We start from the raw sequence: 879 nt of genomic DNA, 5'->3' as shown, positions 1-879 counted from the left end.
ATGACGGGCTGGTCGCCTTCAACACCGCCCCTGGCCTGATGAGCCTCGATCTCCAGCACAGGCTCTTTCATCTCGCCCTTTCGGAGCTCGGTGGCGAGGAGGCATGGAACGAAGTGCTGGAGATTACGGTGGATGTCGCGCGTACCATCACCATCGAACGGTTCAACCGCCCCGATTGACGGACCCTCCGCGTTCGTTTCCTTCATCGGGCTGGAAGAAGCCGCCGCTCGCACAACGAAAAAGCCCGCCGCGGGAGGAGGTGCGGCGGGCTTGATTTGGACGACAGCATTCGGGAGGAATAAATGCCGTCCCTGATCGCCGAGGTCGGGAGGAGGTGACCCGGACGAAACTTGATACCGACAACCTACTCCCTTCCACGCTCCCGAGAAGCATTAATTGTGCATAGCAGCATTGCGATCTGTGCAGCGCACACCTAGACCTGAGAGGTGTGTTTGCCAGACCGGCAGCGCAGGCCGTGTGCTGCGCCGCAGCGATGCACATGTTCGAAACTGGCGGCATCAGCAGCCCGGTGACGTTACCTACTCCCGCCGCGCGCAGCATTGCAGTATCATGCTGCCAGATCGAGAAGCTTCTTGGCCTTGCCCTCCATCTCCAGGCGAACATCCTGATGCGGCTTGTCGCGCGCCACCCGTGTAATGCCCTGCACGAAGTCGAAAATCGAGGCGGGCGGGTGCCCTTCCTCCGAAAGCACGGCATCGATGATCTTCGTCGTCTCCGCCTTGGAGAAGCCGCGCTTGCGCAGGAAGCTCTGGCGATCTTCGTCGTCCCGAGCGACGACACGCTCCCGCGAAGCCTTGATGCCATTGACGAACGGCATGGGCGAAGACTCCGCGAACTGGATCAGCGCTGGCTCGGCTT

1 pseudogene is annotated in these 879 nt (G+C 61.3%); it reads right to left on the bottom strand.

Annotated elements, in window-relative coordinates:
- Positions 1 to 568: 568 nt before the first annotated feature.
- Positions 569 to 879: pseudogene (locus NKJ08_RS38790) on the bottom strand (hypothetical protein); the annotation flags it as partial.

This window comes from Mesorhizobium sp. M0244 (assembly GCF_040321795.1).
Taxonomy (GTDB): Bacteria; Pseudomonadota; Alphaproteobacteria; order Rhizobiales; family Rhizobiaceae; genus Mesorhizobium.
The sequence above is the reverse complement of the archived record's forward strand: the minus strand, read 5'-3'. Positions and strand labels throughout refer to the sequence as shown.